The organism is Embleya sp. NPDC025285 (assembly GCF_055558835.1).
The window spans coordinates 1-13,827 of the sequence record NZ_JBVHLU010000100.1 but is presented as its reverse complement, the minus strand read 5'-3'; the positions used below and the strand labels follow the sequence as shown (position 1 = coordinate 13,827).

The following is a 13,827-nucleotide window of genomic DNA, read 5'->3' as shown; positions in this document are numbered from 1 at the left end:
CTACCCCCTGACCCTGGCCACGAGCCGGGTCAGGAACGAACCGAGTGGCGGCCCCCACAACTCGTCGTCGGAACGGGCGTTGTATTTGCCGGGCGACGACGCGTCGTCGGTGTCGTTACCCGAGTCGTCGGCCTCGGCCGCCTCCAGAAACGGCCGTGGTTCCCGCAGTTCCGGGGCGCTGTAGTCACTGTGGTCGCTGTGGTCGTCCATCGATTTCCCAAGATGTCGACGTCGATGTGCCTCATGGTGCCTGCGCGGTCGCTCGTCGTCATCGCAAACCCCGAAACCCAAGCGGGGCGCCTCGGGAACACTCCCCCGAGGCGGCGGCGGAAGGCATTGCGCCTCGGGGCGGCACCCGGCCGTGCCGGTCCGACCGGGATCCTCCGGGAGCGGAATCGAAGTGGACGGCAGGCGTGCGAGTTCGCGGCGAAGCCCTGTGCGAGGATGCGCGCGTCCCCACCATCGAACGATTGGTCGATCAGGTTCATGCGCCCCGCCCGTGGACGTTTCGCCGCCGCCCTCGTCCCCCTGCTCCTGGCGGCCGGCGCGTGTTCCGACTCCGACGATGCCCGCGATGCGAAAGACGGGTCGAACGGCCCGGTCACCGAGGCAAGTTCGACCGGGATCCCGGGAGTCGCGTCCGACACACCGAAGGGCAAGGAGCTCACCGCCGAGCAATTGCGGGCAGCCTGGGTCGTGGAGCGGGACCTGCCGAGGGGGTGGACGCCGACGGGGGAGGTCACCCGGCCGGCGCTGAATCCGAAGGCGGCCAAGCCGCAGTGCCAGCCGATCGCCGATCTGGAGGACCTGTCCGGGGCCGCCGCGCCGAAGGCCGTGACCCACCTCGGACTGGAGTCGGAGGAGACGCCGGGCACCGTCCACTCGGTGAGCATCGCCCTCCTTTCCGGGAACGACGCGACCGGGGCCCTGGACGCGGCGAGGAAGGCCCTGCCCTCGTGCGGCGACTTCGTGGAGACGACCGAGAACCCCGCCCCCCAGGAGAGTTCCACCGCAGAATACGCGCTGACCGGCGGCGCCGGCCACGACCTCGGTGACGACAGCCTGTCCCTGGAATTCGGCACGGACGACGGCCAGTACTCGATCGTCGTCACCGTGGTCCGAGTGGGGCCGGTACTGGTCAGAGGCATGTCCCTGGGCATGTTCGGCCCACCGCCGGTGGCGATACCCGAAGCGGTCATGAAAGCGCAGGTCGACAAGATCGCGGCGATCACGTCCCCCGCACGGTGAGGTCGAGCAACGACAGCCGCCGGCGACCGGCTGCCGGCACATTCCGTCGGTCGCCGGGCGGTGCACCGGGCGCAGATCACCGAACGCGAACGACTCCTCAGGGAACGGGAGATGCGCCGGTGAGCGGGGTGTGAAGTCGGTCCGGGGATGTTCGTGGCCGGTCGATGCCAGATCGCCCGGGACGATCCACCGGCGCGCCGCAGCGTGAGCGTGGTGGTGAGGTGTCGGGTGGTTCGGGGTGGCCGGTCGCCCACGGCCGAATCTTTCGCGAAATCCGCGGTGTCCCCGGCGCCGGTCTCAAAAGGGCGGGTCGTCGGCGAAGCCCTCGGGGTCCGCCCGGGGATCGGGGCGCGTAGGGACGGGGTGGCACATCTGGTGCAGGGTGTGTGTCAGTCCGGCGCCGCGGGAGTAGTCGTCGACCCACCGCATCCAGGGCACCCGGGCCATCAGGCGGCCGAGTTCGTCCGTGACGATCTCGTCGAGAACCGCGCGCAGTTCCTCGGGCACCGGGTCGCGGGTCAGGCACAACCATCCCAGCGCGGCGGCGACCCTGACCTCGGGCGGGCGTGCGGGGTCCGACCAGCACGCGCGGGTGAACGCGGCGGCGTCCTCGTCGTGGTGTTCCCTTGCCAGTTGCGCGATCGCCAGGACCAGGCCGGCCCGCAGACGGGGAATCTCCTCGACGCGGAACCGCCCGTGCAGGGCGGCGGAGATCTCCCGGGCGCGGTCCGACGACGCCGCCAGGACGTACGCCGCCTCCTCCCGCACCTCCGGGTCCGGGTCGTCCAGAAAGGCGATCGGGATGTGCGCGTCTGCGGCGATCGCGTCCCGCGCCGCCCGCACCGACCAGTTCTGCGAATAGCCCTTCGTGTCGACGCGCACCTCGTCGTCGGCGTCGGCCACCCGCAACAGACCGGTGCGCGACCCGTCGCCCCAGTCGTCGCGGCGAGCCAACGCCGCGACCAGGCCGAGCGCGTTCACCCGCTCGTGCCCGGCCGGGTCCGCCGCGATCCGCAGCAGGAACGGCACCGTCAACGGCGCCACCGAACCCTTCGTACCCTGATGAAAGACGGAGCCCGCCAACAAGGAGAGCCCGTGACGCGCCATGCCCGGGTCGGCGGAACGCAGCCGCTCCAAGTAGCCGGGAACGTCCTCGCCCGAGCCGTACGCGTGCGAGAACCGCCCCCACGGCACCCGGTCGTAGGCGAAGCCGTCTTTGACGTCCCTCGGCATCCCCGCGATCACCACACGCACATCCAGCTCGGTCCCCTCGTACACCTCGACTCCGTGCACACGCACCCGCTCGAAATCGAACACGAGATCCTCGGACGTCACGGTCGCCTCCCACGGCTGTCACCGGCCGAAAGATTCCTGCCTACCAGCGGACACCGACACCACGAACGAACAGCCGAACACGGGATTGCCGTCCGGTGCCCGGATCCTCCCCGAGGGTGTGCGCGGAACGGCAGCGCGGCCGGGGTCGACGGCGTCCTGAGGGCGGTCGGAACGAGCGGGGACGGCCGGGGACGGGTGACAGAGGCCGATCTGTGGCCCGTGCGCGGCCCGGCGGGCTCGAGGATCTCCGGTGCGGCGGTGAACCTGTACTACGACGAGTCGATCGGGCCGGCCGCGATCGCGATCGACGCCCGGCGGGCCCGCAGGTGCACCTCGACGACATCCCCCTGGTCGGCCGGACGCCGTCCCGCCTGGAGGACGCCTTCTGCGACCACCTCACCGCACGCGGCCACCGGGTGCGGTAGTCCCGGGACGTCGACCCGTGCGCATCCGAAATCGGCGTCGTGGTCCGTGTCCAACGCGCCGGCGACCACGTCCTCACCCGCCCCGTCCTCCTCGCCCGGAAATGGGCCACCAACTTGCTGGGACACCCGGGAAGGCCTCGTCCCCCGCAACGAATGGCGCACCTTCGCCTGCTGAACCCGATGCCCCGGCAAATCGACCCTTGTCCGCCGGGCCCGCACCACTACCCGGAAGCGCTGCGGCGGCCGGCGACGGGAGGGCGGCCAGGGGTTCAGTGTGAGTCGTGGTCGGAGAGCGCTGCCGCCAGGAGGGTTCGCCAGCGTCGGGCCCCGGGCCCGCGCGTTCCCCGGAGGAAGGGCGGGACGTCGAGCGGGTTCTCCCGGTCCGCCAGGAGGAGACGGCACAGGAACTCGACCATGCCGCAGTCGTAGACGCGCCATTCGCGGCCCCGGTCCCCCACGAGCGTCCTCCACGCCTCGGGATCCGGGCCGTCCACGAGCCACCCCACAGTGTCGCCGCCCCCCGTCGCGCCCCAGGGCCGAAAGCCGCAGCCCCGCGTGACCAGGTCGGGCGGGCCGGTCCTTTCCCATACGTCGCGCAAGCCCTCGGTGGCCGTCTCCACCGTGCCCGCAGGAAACGCTGGCGACCACGCCCCCTCCGGAGCCGAGACACCGAGCCACTCCCCGATCTCCACGCACCCGTACACACGCACAAAAGCCACGTAGTCCCCCGGGTACGCCTCCTCGCCGGCGACACCGGGACGGGCAACGAACGTCTCGCCCGACCCCGGCTCCGGCGGCATCAACGACACGAGCACCCCGAACCAATCACGACCTTCGGCCACGGCCGCCCCCTTCTTCTGCTCGTCCCGCGCCACCGTCCCACACACCACCCACAACGCGACGACGGCCCGCGGCGACCTCACGCGGGCGGGTGGACCCGGCCGCGCCAGGCGACGGTGTCGAGGGAGTCCATCAACCTTTCACCCCCCACCTGTTGTCTATTCAAACTAGCCATGATTGGCTAGCCCGAATAGACAAGGATTGAGGGCCGCCACTTCGCGCTCGCCGCGCGCCCCGCGTTCCCGAGAGGATCGACCGCATGTCCACGGACGCCCTGTTCGACCAGCCCGACGTCACCGACGTCGACCCCGAGGGCCCGGCCCCCATCCCCTCGTACACCGGATACGCCACCCGCGTCGGCAACACGTGGGTCGTCGAGATCGGGGATCTCCCCGACGGCCGAACCGCCACCGCCCGGGGCCGAACCTGGCGCGAGGCGAAAACGGCGACCGGAACCGCCGTCGGCGAACACCTGCCGGCCGGGCACGGCGGGTTCGGCGTCCATCTCGCCCCCGCCGACCCCGACGCCGACGCCGCGATCATCGCCCTGATCGAGGCACGCATCGCGCTCGTGTACGCCGAACAGGCCGTACGCGACGCCGCACGCCACGCCGCACGCACCCTCATCGACCAGGGATGGAACAACCGCGACACCGGCGCCGCCCTGGGCCTGTCCCACCAACGCGTCTCCCAGATCGCCCCCCGCGGCGCGTGACCCCACCCTCCGATGTTCGAACGGCCCGATCGCCTAACGCGGAGACCCCGATGCGCCGTCCCACCCACCCCTCGACCCGCCCCACTCGCGCCGGCGTCGCCGCGCTGCGCCCGCACCAACGCGACGCGCTCGCCGCGATCGTCCGCGAACTGGAGAACCCCGACCCCGAGGCGGTCGGCAGCGCGCCCCACGGCGGGCGCCGGGCCACCGCGGTGATGGCCTGCGGGACCGGGAAGACGTGGGTGGCGGCCGGGGCGGCCGCGACGCCGGCCGCGCGCGGGCGGGTACTGGTCCTGGTGCCGACCCTCGACCTCCTCGTGCAGACCGTGACCGCCTGGCAACGGGCCGGGCGCACCGGCGGCGTCCAGGTGGCGGTGTGCTCGCTCGGCGGCGACGCGGCGTTGGCCGCCGCGGGGGTGCGGGCGACCACCAGCGCACCGCGACTCGCCCTGTGGACGGGGCGGTCGAGGGGCCGGTGACGGTGTACGCCACCTACCAGTCGCTGGAGACGATCCTCGCCGCCCACCGGGGCATGGTCGGGCTGCGCCTTCCCCCATGGCAGCTGGTGGTCGTGGACGAGGGACACCGCTCCAGCGGACGGCTCGGCCGCCCCTGGACCGCCGTGCACGACGACCGGGTCCTGGCCGCGCTGGGGCGGCTGTATCTGACCGCGACACCGCGGGTGTGGGAGCCGGCCGACGTCAGCGCCTACGGCGAGGGCACCGGCCGCGGCGACACCGGGCAACTGCCCCTCGACGCCGACGACGACGTCTGGGACGACCCCGACACCACCGCAACCGACGGCCTCGAGAACGACGAGCCCGACCGGGACGACCGGGACGACGAGGACGAGGACTTCGACAACCGGAACGACCCCGAAGTCGAGGACGACGACGGTGCGCGGCCGGCGCGGATACGTGGGGGACGCCCGATCCACTCGTCGATGCCCGCCCGCACGGTCGCGTCCATGGACGACGAGGCGATCTACGGCCCCACCGTCCACCGCCTGGAACTCGCGGCCGGGTGCCGTCTCGGGCTGCTCGCCAGGCCGCGCATCGTGGTCGTCGACGTCGCCGACCCCACCGTCCAGGACCTGGCCGAGACAAGCGGTGTCAACCTCAACCGGGGCCCGGGTCGGCGCAGCCTCGAGGAAGTCGAGGAGTACCGGGCCGCGCGCCTGTCCGCACTGCAGGCGGCGGTGTTGCGGGTAACGGCGGATCTGCGGTTGAACACGGTGATCGCCTATCACGCGCGGACCGCCGAGGCCCAGGTGTGCGCACAGACCCTGCCCGATGTCGCGAAGCGGCTGCACGACAGCGAACCGGAAACGTATCCGGAGCGGGTGTGGGCGGACTGGCTGTGCGGGGAGCACGAGGCGGAGCATCGGCGGCGGGTGCTGGGCGAGTTCGCCGCCCACACCGACCGCGAACCCCCCGCCCTGTTCGAACTCCCCACGACGGGTGCGGCGATGACGCGGCGCGCGGTGTTGTCGAACGTGCGGGTGTTGGCCGAGGGCGTGGATCTGCGCGCGGATGCGGTCGCGTTCATGGACCCCAAGCTGAGCGTGATCGAGATCGTCCAGGCCATCGGCCGCGTCCTGCGCCAGGAACCCCACGAGGGCCGCGACGCCACCATCATCGTGCCCGTCTTCCTCGCCGCCGACGAGAAACCGGACGACATGCTCGTCTCCGACTCATACCACTTCCTCGTCCGCGTCCTGCACGCCCTCGCCGCCCACGACAGCCGCGTCCTCGACATGCTCGCCACCCCCGCCCCCAGCGGCAAACGCCACCGACTCGTCGCCCTCTCCGACACGGAAGACGACACCGAGAACGAAGGCGACGACACCCCGGCAGCCGAGAACAACGACACCGAGACCGCCGACGAGGGCCCCGAAGGCGACGGTGTGGGCGACGACGTCGAGGAGCGGTTCCTCGTACGGTTCATGACCGAACACGACCCCGCGCTTCTCGCCGAGTTCGTACGGCTGCGTGTCATCGACCCCGAACGCCGGGACTGGCGCCGCGGCTACCTCGCCGCCCGACGCTGGCACGCGACCCACGGCGACCTGCGCGTGCCGCTCGAGGCGATCGACTACGACATCGAGAACGGCACCAGCCACCCCGTGGGGGCGTGGATCAGCGAACAACGCAGGGCGTGGTCGGTCGGGGCGATCGGCCGGCGGCGGATCGAGATGCTCGAGGCGCTGGGGATGGTGTGGAGCGTCGACGACGCCGCGTTCGAGGACGGACTCGCCATGTGCCGGGCGTACTTCGCCATCCATGGACACCTCGCCGCACCCAAGACCGCCACCGTCAACAACCACCCCGTCGGACAATTCCTCGCCAACTGCCGCCGCCCCCTCGAAACCCGCAAGAACCCCGCACGCTGGGCCCGGCGGTGGGAACGCCTGGCCGAGATCGACCCCGACTGGAACCCCACCGGACGCCAGGACCCCGCCCGGCGGTGGTCCCTGGAATGGCAACGCATACTCGCCTCGGTACGACTGCACCTCAAGGCGGGCGGAAGCCTCGACGAACTCGTGCCCGGACACACCATCGACGGCGAGGACGTCGGCGCCTGGCTGCAGCGGCAACGGCGCGGCGGGGCGAGCCTGACGCCGGCGCAGCGGGAGGCCTTGGCCGGGGTGGGTGTCGAGGTGATCGCGGAGGAGGCCGAAGGGCGTCCGGAGCCGATGCGGGCCGTGGACCGGTGGGCGCTGACCCTGGCCGCCGCAGCCGCGTTCCGCGAGCGGGAAGGGCATCTGAGCGTGCCGCGCAGACACGTCGAGACCGTCGAGGCGGGTGGTGAGGTTCGCGCGGTGAAGTTGGGTGTGGCGATCGCCAACGCACGCCAACGACAGGCTTCCTGGGCGCGGGAGCGGGTCGAGGCGCTCACCGCGCTCGGGATGCGGTGGACGTAGGGGAGGGTGTTCTGGCGGGGTTTGTGAGTTCTTGTGGATGTGCCGGCGACGGATGCGTTTCGTCCTGGTCGGCCCCGACCCTCGTGTCGGCGTTCACCTGTATGTCCCAGGGAGGTACAGCCGAACGTGCTCTCTGCGTGTTCGCCGTTCGGTCCGGCTGGTGGGGGTGGGATGTCCGGGCGAAAACGAGGGGCGGGGTGAGCGGGAAGTGGGGCACACTTCGCCCGTGATCACCATGCGACCGGTGCTGAGGGTGGATGTCCACGACGGCGACTTCGCCTTCTGGCCGGTTGCCGAGACGAAGTCCTTCGGCCACCTTGCTCTCGGTGGTGGACTCTCGCTCGCCGAGGTCGGGACGGCCATGATGCGCATCGTCGGCTGCAACGACATCGGCCCCGACCCCGGGGAGGGCTTCCCGCTCCCGCCGGCCGACCCGCTCGGATCCTTCCTGCACGGAATACTGACCTCCGAGGAACCCATCGCGGGGGGCGGCCTGCTCGTCGTGGACACCTCCACGGGAGTCGTGATGGCGCCCGGCTGCTGCTGCGGCCTGGAGGATTGGCGCGAATGGCGGGACGTCGTCGACGGCGGCGACCCGCCCTGGCTCGGCCACGATCCGCAACCGACCGTCGAACGGCTCGGCGACACCATCCGGCTCACCCTCGACTCCGGGAAGAGCGACGGCCCGGTGATCGAGCTGCCCGCCTGCGAACTCGGCCGACTCCTGGAGGGCGTCGATCGTGACCTCTGCGACTTCGTCGTCCTGGCGGCCGACTGGGCGTCCCGCCAGGTGCCCGACCACGCCGCCCCTTTGGTGGCCGCCCTCTCCCGCCTGTTCGATCTGCCGTCGCCGACCGGGCCGCAGCAACGGTAGAGCCGGAAGCCGGTTCCGCCGACCGGGCCGTGGGCAAACAGCCACCGGCCCGCCGTGAGCACGTTCGTGTACCCGGTTGGGCATTGGCGAGTACGCCGACACTTCGTGCTGTCACCGATGTGAGCCCGCCGCGACATCCTCGACTGAACCGCGCACGTCACGGCGCAGCCGCCGGCTGATCGACGCGAAGGAGCGCGGCGAGAGCAACCGACCGACGACGGCGTTCGTCCCACGTTCCGGTGAATCCAATACGTCGGGGGCCGGGTTGGTGTAAGGGTGGGCGGGTGCCCTTCGCGGGGTCCACACATACTCGCCTCGTGGCGTGCCGTGCGGGCCGTGCCTCGCGCAGGTCGACGGGGAAGGGCTCCGGCTGCGGCAACGCGCGGCCGGAGCCTTTCTCGTTCGTCGCGCGGGCGATCCGGTGGAGGGGGACACCGTCTCGCCCGTGGACGGGCTCAGATCGTGGAGGACCACACGCGAGGCCAGTTCACGATGGGCGACTACGCGTTGGAGATCGAGCCGTTGCGCGGCCGGTGGCGGGGAGCAAAGCGACGAGTTGTTCACGGTCAAGCAGTCGTTGTTCCGCCTGGCCGAGGACATCGGCCTGTCGTATTCCTCGCTGAAGAGCTCCCGGTGGACGGCCGGGCTGGCCGAAGGACCGCCGGCAGAGCGGGGTTTCCTTCACCGTTCACAAGGTTCTGGGCAGGGTCGCCGACGAGCGGGAGCGGTTCGCCGCGATTCTCACCCCGCCGGAGGGCAGGGCTCGTTGGACCGTGGACGGGGCCAAGCGCCGAGTGGGCTGGACGGTCGAACACCCGGTCACCCCGCAGGAGAACGTCAGCGCGATCCACACCCTCGCCCGCGACGAGAACGTCGCCGCGGCCGTCACCACCGATTTCCTGCGGCGGCCGACGGTGGTCGCGCAGGTCAAGCGGGAGGACAGGGTCCGGGTGGTCGAGGAGTTGACGCGTGACGACCACGTGGCCGCCCAGGTGACCACCGGTCTGTTGCGGCGCCCCGATGTCGCCTTCCGGGCGATGAGGGACGATTATCCGGACTACCGTCGGGCCGCTTGAGTTCAACCGATGGTGTGTTTCTCTGGCTCGATGGTGCGGACCTGGAGGACGGGGTCCGGTTCGGCGACGAGAGTCTTGGTTGCGGTTGCGACGAGAGGGGCCGGCGCCGAGCCGCTCTGCAGCGCAGTGACGTATTCGATGGCCTCTGCGTGAGAAAGCGCAGGGACTTTCTGCCGCAGCACGTGCATAGCGAAGATCCGCCCGCGAGTTGATGCTGTCCGGCGTACCTCGTCGTGCAGGTCGTCCACCGCCGTTCGTGTTGACATCTTGCGGATGCGGGTCCGGTAGTCCGATTCCCACGCGCCGGTGACTGCGGACACCACCCCGATCGAGTGCAGCCCTCCGTCAACGCGATCGACGAGAAACGGGCCATTGCCCGCCAGCATCTGAGACCGGTCGCCGGTCCGCACATACTCCGCGGATTGGTAGGAGACGATCCATACGAGTTCGTGCGCCTCAACGTGGGTCACCACCGGCGGTTGCCTGGGCGACTCACGCTCCAACAGTGCTTCCACCAGCCCGATGGCGAACGTGCGGTCGATCATTCACGCATGATCTCTCCACCGGCGAGGGAACGACCAGCGGTTTTCATCATCGTCTCGGGCCGGAGTGCGGCCCCGTGATCACGGGCATGCCGAGGTCGATGGGACTGTGGCGAAGAAAATCAACGGCCGCAAGCGACACGCGGCGAAGGAAGTGCTGTTCAGACTGCGGCTGATGCACCCCGAGATCGACATCGTCTGGGCGGACTCCGCTTATGCCGGACAACTGGTGACCTGGGCGAAGGAGCGCCTGAACCTGACCCTCAAGACCGTGAGCCGGCCCAAGGACGCCATCGGGTTCGTCGTCCTGCCCCGCCGTTGGGTGGTCGAACGCTCGCTCGCCCGGGTCATGCACGCCCGCCGACATGCCCGGGACTACGAACGGCTCATCCAGCACTCGGAATCACTGATCACCTGGGCCTCGATCACGCTCATGACCAGGCGCATCACCCGCAGACAATCACAGCGGACGAACCAGCCGGCAACCCGCGAGAACGACAGAGACTGACGTTCATCCGGAACAACGGCCCCAAGATCCCGCCACGATTGACTCCCACTCTCCCGGAACACACCTGTCGCGAGTGCGTCGACGTCGCCCTCCCAGGCGTGCGTTCACGGGTTTGTGGTGGCGTCGATGATGTTCGGGTCGGAGGCCGGGCGCAGTTGGGCGGGTCGGAACTCGCCGGGTCCGGGTGTGGTGTAGCCCAGGGCCACGACCCGAAGGCGGGTCCCGGCCGGATACCAGCCGTCCGTGTCCCGCCACACCGGCTCCGCGTACTCCGGCTCCAGCAGAAGTCCGCGCAGGTCGGCGCGAGCCGGTCGACCAACTTCGCTGCGACGGGTCACCTGTGAGCTTGCTCCGCTTTGACGGACACCTTCGTTGTGGTGGTCAGGCTGCGAGTGCGGCTTCGTATTCGACGGGTGTGCGGTAGCCGAGGCTGCTGTGCAGCCTGCGGATGTTGTACCAGCCTTCGATCCACTCGAAGACCTCGGCGTGAGCGGCGGCCCGTGTCGGCCAGGGCCGATCGGCCCTGAGGTCGCTTTTGAGGGTGGCGAAGAACGACTCGGCGAGCGCGTTGTCCCAGCACTGGCCGGTCCTTCCGACCGACAGTCGGATCCCGAACTCGCCGGCCAGAAGCGCGAGTTCGCGACTGGTGTATTGGCAGCCGCGATCGGAATGAAAGATCGTTCCCCGCTGCGGGCGCTGTCTGTGAACGGCGTCGCGCAGAGCGTCGGCGACCAGGCTGGTGCGCAGGTGGTCGGCGGTTGCCCAGCCGACGACCTTGCGGGTGGCGATGTCGATGACGGTGGCCAGGAACAACCAGCCCTGTTCGGTCGCCAGGTACGTGATGTCGCCGCACCATCGTGCTCCGGACACGGACGGGCCGGGCGTGAAGTCCCGCCCGATCAGGTCCGGGCGGTTCGCGGCGTGCGGGTCCGCGACGGTGGTGCGGTGCCCGCGTCTGCGATGTCGGCCGGCCAGTCCGGCCCGGCGCATGAGCCGGGCGGTGCGGCGGCGCCCGACGCGGGTGCCGCCGCGGACCAGGACCGCGTGGATGCGCGGGGCGCCGTAGCTGCCGCGTGATGCGCGGTGGGCCTGCGTGATCTGCTCGGTCAGCTCCGCATCGCGCACGGCGCGAGGGCTCGGCGCCGCGGTGCGGCGGTGGTAGTAGGCGGCTCGGGAGACCTTGAGGAGTTCACAGGCGCGCTTGACACTGTGACCTGCACGTTTCTCCGCCTCGATGAACGGGTGCACCGTCACCGGGTCTCCTTGATGCTTCTATGTCAAGCCGCGCAAGGCTGTTCGATGTCGTGGAGCCGGGAGCGGGCGACCTCGTCGGTCAGCAGAGCGCGATAGACCCGGTCGGAGATGCGCCGCCGCAGGAGTCGGAGAGCTTCCTTGGGGGTCTTGCCGGCCGCGAGCTGCCTCGCGTAGTAGACGGCGCCCTCGCCGTCGCCCCGGGTCTGGGTGACGGCGGCCATGTGCAGGGCGGTGTTGATGGTGCGGTTGCCGCCGCGGTTGAGCCGAACCCGAACCTTGTTGGAGGACCAGACCGGGATGGGAGCGGTGCCGTTGAAGCGTGCAAACGCATCCTTGGACCGGAACCGGGCGGCGCCTGCGGTCTCTCCCAGAATCATCGCCGCACCCAGCACTCCACACCCCGGCACGGTCAGGAGCTCCGGAGCCAACTCCCGTACCAGTGAACGGAGTTGCGACTCGATGTGATTGATGCGGACGGTGAGGAGCCTGCAGTCGTGGACCAGTTCCAGGGCGATCTCGGCCACCACGCCGGCCCGGCCCGTCAAGTGTTCCTCCAGGGCGTCCAGGACACACAACCGACGCAGGCCCCGGGAGGGCACGGACAGTTCGGGGTCGAGTTCGTGCAGCATCCAACGCAGCTTGTTCGCGGTGGCCGTGCGTCGGCGGACCAGTGTCCTGCGGTGGTCCACCCGGAGCTTGACCTCGCGTGTCGGGCCGTCGAGTTCGGCCCTGGGGAGGTTCGGCTCGCGCAGTGCGACGCGGGCGACGGCCTCGGCGTCGATCGGGTCGGACTTGCCGCGCTCGCGTGCGGAACGGCGGGCGCCGGCCATCAGCCGGGTGTGCACGCGGACCACGGCGTGGCCCGCCATCAGCAGGTCGGCTTCGAAACGCCTGGTCAGGTGCCTGCAGTCCTCCACGGCGAGCAGGGCCCGGTCGAACTGCCTCAGCCAGTCGCAGGCTCGCGTGTGCCCCGTGGGCGTCGCGTCGACGGTGACCTGGGCCAGGCGTCGGCCGACCTGGTCCACCGCGACGAGGGTGTGGGTCTTCTTGTGGGAGTCGATGCCGACCGCGATCACAGGTCGCCTCCGGTGGGATGCACAAACGCGCGGGCAGGGCGGTCGTTCTCCACGGGGGCACGCCTCAAATCGGGCAAGCGGGCACGCTTCTATCAGGCCACACCGCAGAGATCGCCGGACCGGCGGGGCGGCACATCAAGGACAAGCCACCAAGATGCGGGGCAGCGAAAAAACGAGCCAACCCCGCCGGCGCCTGCCACTCTTGCACCGCTACCCGGCCGATGTCCTCAACTTTGGCATTGACGCGAAGAAAGCCGTGGCCCGCTTGAGGACTTCCACGTCCTGGCGCAACCGCTGATTCTCCCGCCGCAACGCGGCCAACTCCTCGCGTTCGCCGCTGGTCAGACCCTCACGCTCCCCGGCGTCGACCTCGGCTCGCACGACCCAGTCGCGCACCGCGGTCTCGGTCAGATCGAAATCCTTCGCGACCTGACCGACCGAACGATCACCGCGCCGACACAGCTCGACGATCTCGGCCTTGAACTCCGACGTGAACGAGCGGCGAGGCCGAGGCTTCTTCTTCCCCATGCGCTCCATGATGGACATCCTCCCAAGAGGGGCAAACCCCTCAGACAGGGTGTCCGTCAAACCGACTGCTCTGAGTTTGCTGGAGTCCTTGAAGCCGGGTTATGGTGCCCGGCGTAAAGGAGCACCACAAGCTATGCCAGCACCACGTAAATACCCCGATGAGCTGCGGGAACGGGCGATCCGGGAGGTACGTACCTCCGGGCGTCCGGTCGCGCATGTCGCCCGGGACCTGGGCATCCACAAGGAGGCCCTGCGGAACTGGGTTCGCCAGGCCGAGGCCGACGCCGGGGAGCGGACCGACCGCCTGACCACCGCCGAGTCGGAGGAACTGAGGCAACTCCGCAGGGAGAACGCCGAGTTGCGGCGGGCCAACGAGATCCTGAAGGCCGCCTCAATGCCGCTCAGTTACGCACATATGCGTGTGCCGTCGCCGGTGATGGTGTCGTTGTAGGACGACGGGTTCCCGGGGGACGGTATGAGGAT

15 protein-coding genes and 2 pseudogenes are annotated in these 13,827 nt (G+C 70.2%); 8 read left to right on the top strand and 9 right to left on the bottom strand.

Translation table 11 applies throughout. The annotated features are described in order from the left end of the window. Positions 1 to 210 (bottom strand): hypothetical protein, encoded by a 210-nt coding sequence (locus ACZ4FV_RS41685; protein ID WP_465325895.1) that lies wholly within the window; start codon positions 208 to 210, stop codon positions 1 to 3. 276 nt (positions 211 to 486) lie between these two features. Here ACZ4FV_RS41685 and ACZ4FV_RS41680 point away from each other — a divergent pair, with 276 nt between their 5' ends. Beyond that, positions 487 to 1,248, top strand: a complete 762-nt coding sequence (locus ACZ4FV_RS41680) for a hypothetical protein (RefSeq protein ID WP_465325892.1) — start codon at positions 487 to 489, stop codon at positions 1,246 to 1,248. 297 nt (positions 1,249 to 1,545) lie between these two features. Here ACZ4FV_RS41680 and ACZ4FV_RS41675 read toward each other — a convergent pair whose 3' ends face one another. The 3 genes from ACZ4FV_RS41675 to ACZ4FV_RS41665 form a co-directional block, all read right to left on the bottom strand. After that, positions 1,546 to 2,583 carry a hypothetical protein gene (locus ACZ4FV_RS41675; RefSeq protein WP_465325890.1) on the bottom strand — a complete coding sequence of 346 codons (1,038 nt, stop codon included), beginning with the start codon at positions 2,581 to 2,583 and terminating at the stop codon, positions 1,546 to 1,548. Positions 2,584 to 2,852: 269 nt separating this feature from the next. Next, positions 2,853 to 3,134 carry a hypothetical protein gene (locus ACZ4FV_RS41670; protein ID WP_465325888.1) on the bottom strand — a complete coding sequence of 94 codons (282 nt, stop codon included), beginning with the start codon at positions 3,132 to 3,134 and terminating at the stop codon, positions 2,853 to 2,855. A gap of 143 nt (positions 3,135 to 3,277) precedes the next feature. Further along, on the bottom strand, positions 3,278 to 3,931 hold the full coding sequence (locus ACZ4FV_RS41665) for a hypothetical protein (protein ID WP_465325886.1): 654 nt from the start codon (positions 3,929 to 3,931) through the stop codon (positions 3,278 to 3,280). A 176-nt stretch (positions 3,932 to 4,107) separates the two neighbouring features. Between ACZ4FV_RS41665 and ACZ4FV_RS41660 the strand changes: the two genes are divergently transcribed. From ACZ4FV_RS41660 to ACZ4FV_RS41640, 5 genes are all read left to right on the top strand, one after another. After that, entirely contained in the window at positions 4,108 to 4,563 is a 456-nt protein-coding gene (locus tag ACZ4FV_RS41660; protein WP_465325884.1) for a hypothetical protein, read from the top strand. A 50-nt stretch (positions 4,564 to 4,613) separates the two neighbouring features. Beyond that, complete coding sequence (locus ACZ4FV_RS41655) at positions 4,614 to 5,042, top strand: DEAD/DEAH box helicase family protein (protein ID WP_465325882.1); 429 nt, start codon at positions 4,614 to 4,616, stop codon at positions 5,040 to 5,042. Next, entirely contained in the window at positions 5,039 to 7,486 is a 2,448-nt protein-coding gene (locus ACZ4FV_RS41650) for a helicase associated domain-containing protein (protein ID WP_465325880.1), read from the top strand. Before ACZ4FV_RS41655 ends, ACZ4FV_RS41650 begins: the two co-directional genes overlap by 4 nt. Before the next feature lie 235 nt (positions 7,487 to 7,721). After that, complete coding sequence (locus ACZ4FV_RS41645) at positions 7,722 to 8,360, top strand: hypothetical protein (RefSeq protein WP_465325929.1); 639 nt, start codon at positions 7,722 to 7,724, stop codon at positions 8,358 to 8,360. A gap of 698 nt (positions 8,361 to 9,058) precedes the next feature. After that, a complete protein-coding gene (locus ACZ4FV_RS41640) occupies positions 9,059 to 9,436 on the top strand; it encodes a DUF6192 family protein (RefSeq protein WP_465325927.1) in 378 nt (125 codons plus the stop codon). A 2-nt stretch (positions 9,437 to 9,438) separates the two neighbouring features. Here ACZ4FV_RS41640 and ACZ4FV_RS41635 read toward each other — a convergent pair whose 3' ends face one another. Beyond that, on the bottom strand, positions 9,439 to 9,981 hold the full coding sequence (locus ACZ4FV_RS41635) for a YrhB domain-containing protein (RefSeq protein ID WP_465325878.1): 543 nt from the start codon (positions 9,979 to 9,981) through the stop codon (positions 9,439 to 9,441). Between the two features lie 112 nt (positions 9,982 to 10,093). On the opposite strand from ACZ4FV_RS41635, the pseudogene ACZ4FV_RS41630 reads away from it, so the two are divergent. Further along, positions 10,094 to 10,432: pseudogene (locus ACZ4FV_RS41630) on the top strand (transposase); the annotation flags it as partial. A 158-nt stretch (positions 10,433 to 10,590) separates the two neighbouring features. Here ACZ4FV_RS41630 and ACZ4FV_RS41625 read toward each other — a convergent pair. The 4 genes from ACZ4FV_RS41625 to ACZ4FV_RS41610 form a co-directional block, all read right to left on the bottom strand. Further along, entirely contained in the window at positions 10,591 to 10,824 is a 234-nt protein-coding gene (locus tag ACZ4FV_RS41625; RefSeq protein ID WP_465325876.1) for a hypothetical protein, read from the bottom strand. Between the two features lie 43 nt (positions 10,825 to 10,867). After that, positions 10,868 to 11,740 carry an IS3 family transposase gene (locus ACZ4FV_RS41620; RefSeq protein WP_465325874.1) on the bottom strand — a complete coding sequence of 291 codons (873 nt, stop codon included), beginning with the start codon at positions 11,738 to 11,740 and terminating at the stop codon, positions 10,868 to 10,870. A gap of 23 nt (positions 11,741 to 11,763) precedes the next feature. After that, on the bottom strand, positions 11,764 to 12,816 hold the full coding sequence (locus tag ACZ4FV_RS41615) for an IS110 family RNA-guided transposase (protein WP_465325872.1): 1,053 nt from the start codon (positions 12,814 to 12,816) through the stop codon (positions 11,764 to 11,766). A 210-nt stretch (positions 12,817 to 13,026) separates the two neighbouring features. Beyond that, positions 13,027 to 13,353, bottom strand: a complete 327-nt coding sequence (locus tag ACZ4FV_RS41610; RefSeq protein WP_465325870.1) for a transposase — start codon at positions 13,351 to 13,353, stop codon at positions 13,027 to 13,029. Between the two features lie 124 nt (positions 13,354 to 13,477). Between ACZ4FV_RS41610 and ACZ4FV_RS41605 the strand changes: the two are divergent. Continuing rightward, positions 13,478 to 13,738 (top strand): annotated as a pseudogene (locus ACZ4FV_RS41605) (transposase); the annotation flags it as partial. Positions 13,739 to 13,827 lie beyond the last annotated feature (89 nt).

What these genes read in the sequence shown, in the direction of transcription:
- ACZ4FV_RS41685 (WP_465325895.1), bottom strand. Translation starts at nt 210, where the DNA reads ATGGACGACCACAGCGACCACAGTGACTACAGCGCCCCGGAACTGCGG.
- ACZ4FV_RS41680 (WP_465325892.1), top strand. Translation starts at nt 487, where the DNA reads ATGCGCCCCGCCCGTGGACGTTTCGCCGCCGCCCTCGTCCCCCTGCTC.
- ACZ4FV_RS41660 (WP_465325884.1), top strand. Translation starts at nt 4,108, where the DNA reads ATGTCCACGGACGCCCTGTTCGACCAGCCCGACGTCACCGACGTCGAC.
- ACZ4FV_RS41655 (WP_465325882.1), top strand. Translation starts at nt 4,614, where the DNA reads ATGCGCCGTCCCACCCACCCCTCGACCCGCCCCACTCGCGCCGGCGTC.
- ACZ4FV_RS41645 (WP_465325929.1), top strand. Translation starts at nt 7,722, where the DNA reads ATGCGACCGGTGCTGAGGGTGGATGTCCACGACGGCGACTTCGCCTTC.
- ACZ4FV_RS41635 (WP_465325878.1), bottom strand. Translation starts at nt 9,981, where the DNA reads ATGATCGACCGCACGTTCGCCATCGGGCTGGTGGAAGCACTGTTGGAG.
- ACZ4FV_RS41610 (WP_465325870.1), bottom strand. Translation starts at nt 13,353, where the DNA reads ATGGAGCGCATGGGGAAGAAGAAGCCTCGGCCTCGCCGCTCGTTCACG.